Source organism: Pseudonocardia pini, assembly GCF_013870575.1.
Classification (GTDB): domain Bacteria; phylum Actinomycetota; class Actinomycetes; order Mycobacteriales; family Pseudonocardiaceae; genus Pseudonocardia; species Pseudonocardia pini.
Map to the genome: position 1 here is coordinate 1 of NZ_JACBXB010000391.1, position 5070 is coordinate 5070.

The 5070-nt window shown below is 74.5% G+C and carries 5 protein-coding genes; 4 read left to right on the forward strand and 1 reads right to left on the reverse strand.

Annotated features, from left to right (window positions below; genetic code table 11):
* Window positions 1-407: protein adenylyltransferase SelO family protein (locus tag H5J29_RS20335; protein ID WP_181782641.1), on the reverse strand; the 407-nt coding region annotated here is incomplete at its 3' end.
* 34 nt (window positions 408-441) lie between these two features.
* On the opposite strand from H5J29_RS20335, the gene H5J29_RS20340 reads away from it, so the two are divergent.
* The 4 genes from H5J29_RS20340 (at window position 442) to H5J29_RS20355 (ending at window position 4917) form a co-directional block, all read left to right on the forward strand.
* Complete coding sequence (locus H5J29_RS20340) at window positions 442-1050, forward strand: formylglycine-generating enzyme family protein (RefSeq protein WP_181782642.1); 609 nt, start codon at window positions 442-444, stop codon at window positions 1048-1050.
* A 2-nt stretch (window positions 1051-1052) separates the two neighbouring features.
* On the forward strand, window positions 1053-1769 hold the full coding sequence (locus tag H5J29_RS36300; RefSeq protein ID WP_220187689.1) for a glycoside hydrolase family 16 protein: 717 nt from the start codon (window positions 1053-1055) through the stop codon (window positions 1767-1769).
* A 133-nt stretch (window positions 1770-1902) separates the two neighbouring features.
* Complete coding sequence (locus H5J29_RS20350) at window positions 1903-4278, forward strand: DUF3376 domain-containing protein (protein WP_181782644.1); 2376 nt, start codon at window positions 1903-1905, stop codon at window positions 4276-4278.
* Window positions 4279-4344: 66 nt separating this feature from the next.
* The gene (locus H5J29_RS20355) at window positions 4345-4917 is read left to right on the forward strand and encodes a TIGR03086 family metal-binding protein (RefSeq protein WP_181782645.1); all 573 of its coding nucleotides are present in this window, start codon (window positions 4345-4347) and stop codon (window positions 4915-4917) included.
* The last annotated feature ends 153 nt before the right edge of the window (window positions 4918-5070 follow it).

The window sequence follows — 5070 nt, forward strand, 5'->3', positions numbered from 1 at the left end:
TGCATGGCCTCCCCGACCACGTACTCGCGCAGCATCGGTCCGAGCGGCGCCTTCCCGTCGCCGCCCCGCGCGAACGGGGTGCGCCCGGAGCCCTTGAGATGCAGGTCCCGGCCGTCGGACAGCTCGCCCAGCAGCAACGCCCGGCCGTCTCCGAGGCGCGGCGAGTAGCCGCCGAACTGGTGGCCCGCGTAGGCCAGCGCCACGGTGTCCGGCACCGCCCCGGTGAACAGGACCAGGCCGTCCCGGCCACGCAACGGCTCGACCGCGAGGCCCAGCTCCGCCGCGAGCCCCTCGTTGAGCAGCACGAGCCGCGGGTCCGGCGCGGGCGCGGCCGCCCAGGGGACGGTCAGCTCCGGCACGGCTCGGGCGTAGGCGTGGTCGAGGGTGGTCGCGACCGCGAGGCTCATCCTTCGAGCGTACGTCGCGCTACCGTTCCCGACCGTGGACGAGCCTCGCCTCCTCGCGCTCCCCGCGGGCCGAGTCACGCTGTCGGACCGGCGGTCGCAGCGGAGCTGGGCCGTGGCGGTCGCGGCGTTCGAGATCGCCGCGCACCCGGTGACCGGGGACCTGGACCTGCCGCTCACCGAGATCACCTGGTGGGAGGCCCTCGCCGCCTGCAACGACCTCTCCCGGCGGGCGGGCCTGCAGCCCGCCTACGCCGTCGACGGCGAGGACGTCGAGTGGGACCGCACCGCGGACGGCTTCCGGCTGCCCACCGAGGCCGAGTGGGAGTACGCCTGCCGCGCGGGCACGACCGGCCCCCGCTACGGCCCGCTCGCGGACATCGCCTGGTACCGCGCCAACTCCGGCGAGCGGGTGCACGAGGTGGGCACCAGGGAACCCAACGCCTGGGGCCTGCACGACACCCTCGGCAACGTGTGGGAGTGGTGCTGGGACCTCTACGATCCCGAGGTCTACGGCACCTACCGTGTCCTGCGCGGGGGCGGCTGGTTCGACGAGCAGTGGAGCTGCCGCGCCTCCGTCCGCCGCCGCAGCCATCCGACCCTGCGACTCGACGACGTCGGGTTCCGACCTGCCCGATCGAGGTGACCGTGTTCGAGGAGACCTTCCGAGAGCTGGACCCCGCCGTCTGGACCCCGGCCTACCTGCCCGCGTGGAGCTCGCGCGCCGCAGCCGCCGCGGCCTACCGGCTCGACGACGAGGGACTGCACCTCACCGTCCCCGCGGACCATCCCGTGTGGTGCGCCGACCTGCACGATCCGCCCCTGCGCGTCTCCGCCGTGCAGTCCGGCAACTGGTCCGGCCCCGTCGGCAGCCCCCTGGGCCAGCAGCCCTTCCGGGACGGGCTGGTCGTGCGGGAGGAGCAGCCCGAGACCCGCGGGTTCGTGCCGAGGTACGGCCGCATCGAGGTGGAGTGTCGTGCCCGGCTCGGGCCCCGCGCGATGTTCTCCGCCTGGATGATCGGCATGGAGGACCGCCCCGAACGCTGCGGGGAGATCTGTCTCGTCGAGGTGTTCGGGGACGCCGCGACCGCGGTCGGCACCGGGATCCATCCCTTCCGGGACCCCGCGCTGCACGAGGAGTTCTCCGCCGAACCCCGGGCGATCGACGTGAGCGAGCCGCACCGCTACGCGGTGGACTGGCGTCCGGACGGCGTCGACTTCCTCGTCGACGACGAGCTGGTCCGGCGTTGCGGGCAGTCCCCGGACTACCCGATGCTGCTGATCCTGGGCCTGTTCGACTTCCCCGACCGCGGGGAGCTCGCGGAGCCGCCGGAGCTGGTGGTGCGGCGGGTGAGCGGCACCTGACGCGGCAGCGGGGGTGAGGTCCACCGACTCGGCCGCCCGCGCCGCCCACACCGGTGACGGATCGCGGACACTCCGTATCTCCCGTTCGTCGGGCATCCTCCTCCCCCAGGCGGTGCAGTCGGGAGGAGCGACCATGGCAGTTCGCACGATCCGCATCGCCCTGTGCCTCAACGGCGGGGTCAGCCTGGCGGTGTGGATGAGCGGGGTGGTCCACGAGCTGGACCTGGTCGCCCGCGCCTCTCGCGGGGAGGACTTCCCCGAGGAGTACCTCGACCGCCCCGGCGGGCGGGCCGAGGCGGAGCACTTCGCGCGGTGGGGCGAGTTCTGCGGGCAGCACCGGGTGCGGGTGGTCGTCGACATCGTGTCGGGTACGAGCGCCGGCGGGCTGAACGGGGCGATCCTCGCCAAGGCCTCGGCCTTCGGCGCCCCGCTGCCGGACCTGCGGGACCTGTGGGTGAGTCAGGCCGTCCTGGCCCCCGGACAGCTCCTGCCGAACCCGGCAGAGCCGCCGCCGTCGTCGGTGCTGAACGGCCGCTACTTCGCGAGGACGATCCAGCGGGCCCTCGCCGAGATCCCGGAACGGCCGCGGAGGACCGCCGCGCCGACCACGCTCTTCCTCACCGCCACGGCACTCGGCACCGCGGACCGCTCCTACCGCGACGCCGCGGGCACGCCCTTCGACGTCCCCGACCACCGCCGCCTCTACCGCTTCCGGTCCCCGCAGGGCTACGACTACGGGCTCGAGCAGGGGTTCCGCCTCCAGACCGACAACGAGTTCGCGGGCGACGGCGGTGCGCTCGCGCAGGCGGCGCGGGCGTCCGCGGGCTTCCCGGGCGCGTTCGAACCCGTGGCGGAGACGACGGAGCTGGGCGGTCGGCGGGTGGCGAAGGTCGGGGGCCGCAGCGACCCGTCCCGCCAGACCTACCTGGTCGACGGCGGCGTGCTCGACAACGCGCCCCTGGGACCGATCCTCGAGGAGACGGCGCGACGGCGGCTGGACGGCTGGATCAGTCGTCGGGTCCTGTACGTCGTGCCGTCGAACGGGGTGCTGTCCCGGACGTCGGCCGCACAGGACGGCCCGCCCGGCGGCCTCTCGGTGCTCGGGTCCGGCCTCGGCTACCCGCGCGAGGCGGACTTCCGCGGGGACGTCGACGACCTGCTCGCCGCCCTGCGCGACAGCCGACGCCGGATCACCGCGGCGCGGTCGCTGCTCGAGGCCGCGGTGGGGAGCCCACAGGAGCTGGAGCGGCTGAAGGACGGCAGGCAGGCCGTCGAGCAGCTCTACCGCGAGGCCCGCGTCGCCGGGACGCTCGACGAGGTGCGGGGCCGCCTCGCCACGATCGTCCCCGGCGCGCGACCGCCGCTGCGCTCCAGCGCACCCCCGCCGCTCGACCCGACCCTCGCACCCGCGTGGGCGCTGTCGGCGGAGAAGGGGTGGCAGTTCGGCTTCTCCGGCGCGTCACGGTCGGTGCGGGTGCTGCTCAGCAGGGTCCGCGACGACATCCGGTCGACCGAGGGCGAGGAGCAGGACCTGCTCGACCTCGCGACCCGGCTGGGCGAGGCCCTCGACAGGATCGAGGCGCTCCAGGCCGCCGTCGAGCGGGACCTCTATGCGTCCGACCTGGTGGAACCCGGCGACCGCACGGACGTCGAGATCGTGGACGCCGTGAACGCCCAGTTCGACGCCCTCGCGGTGCCGGAGACGCTCGACGGGCTGGTCACCCAGGCCGTCGACGACTACGTGAGGCTGACCGGGGACGCGCCCGGCACCCTGCGCGAGGCGATGGAGGCCGTGGAGGTGGTCACCGGTGCGCTCGCCGAGGGGCCGGAGGACCAGTCCCCGCCCGTCTTCGGGTTCGTGCGCCTCGGCCCGGACGTCCGGCACCCGGCACTCGACGACCCGGGGCTGGGCGACGACAAGCTGTACGGTACCCGCCTGCAGCACTTCGGCGCGTTCGGCGACCCGAGGTGGCGCGAGTGGGACTGGACCTGGGGCAGGCTCGACGCGACCGTCCACCTGACCCGCCTGCTCACCACCCCGGACGACGTGACCGATCCCCCCGACGTCGAGGAGGAGACCGCTGAGCTCGGCAGGCAGGTGCTGGCGCTCGGCGGCGAGACACCCGCGTCGATGTCCCGGAAGGTGGGCGAGCTCGCCCGCGACCTGGCCGCGCGCGAGGACGGCCGCAAGGACGAGGGCCTCCTCGACCAGCTCCGCGCCGACCCCGACGGCACGGCCGCCCTCACGGGGCTCGTCGACTCCGCCCTGCGCTTCGCCTCCCGGCTGCGCCCGCCGGACCCGACGGACGCGGACGCCGGGCCCAGCAGGCTCGAGCTGCTCCACCCGCTGCTCGCCTCCGAGGTGAGCGGCCTGCCGTTGCGGACCAGGCTCCTGCGGGTCGCCGCCGGTGTGGTCCGCAGGCCACTGTGGAGGAAGGTGCTGGGCGGCGGAGCCCCTCGGTCCCGGGCGCGAGGGTCTCGAGGAAAGGCCGTCCCCGCCCGGCGATGAGTCCGACGCCACCGGGCAGTCTGCAGAGCGGACAGACCGAGCACCCCGACCCCGGAGACGCACACCATGGCTGAGCACCGATCCCCCGCCGAGGACTACCGCGAGGTCGCGGGCCACTTCACCCGGGTCGCGGCGGGCGTGACCGACGCCTGGGACGCCTCGTCCCCGGTGGCGGCGTGGACCGCCCGCGACGTCGTCCGGCATCTCGTGGAGTGGTTCCCGAGCTTCCTGGAGGGGGGTGCGGACGTCACCCTGCCGAAGGGACCCGACGTCGAGACCGACCCGCTCGGTGCCTGGCGCACGATGAGCGACGGGGTCCAGGCCCTGCTCGACGACCCCACCTCGGCCGACACGAAGGTCGTCGACCGGCACATCGGCGAGGTCCCGCTGCCGGAGGCGGTGGCGCAGTTCTTCACCAACGACGTGTTCATGCACACCTGGGACCTCGCCCGGGCCACGGGCCAGGACGCCACGCTCGACCCGGAACGCTGCGCGGTCCTCGTGGCGGGGATGCAGCCGATCGACGACCTCCTGCGCTCCAGCGGGCAGTACGGGCCCAAGGTCGAGGTCGCCGCGGACGCCGACGCGCAGACGCAGCTGCTCGCCTTCATCGGCCGGGACCCGGCGTGGCAGGCCTGACGATCCGGACTCGACCTCGCCCGCCGAACGTTTCGGCGCCCACCGAAACGAATCGGTCCTAACGTGGGGGCATGCGACCTCCGGGCGAACCCGCACCCGAGCTGGGCGGCGACGTCGACATCGCGGCGGTGGGCGGCACGTCGGCCTTCGTGC

Excerpts from the sequence above, each read along its gene's own strand:
- H5J29_RS20350 (WP_181782644.1), top strand. The coding sequence starts at position 1,903 with ATGGCAGTTCGCACGATCCGCATCGCCCTGTGCCTCAACGGCGGGGTC.
- H5J29_RS20355 (WP_181782645.1), top strand. The coding sequence starts at position 4,345 with ATGGCTGAGCACCGATCCCCCGCCGAGGACTACCGCGAGGTCGCGGGC.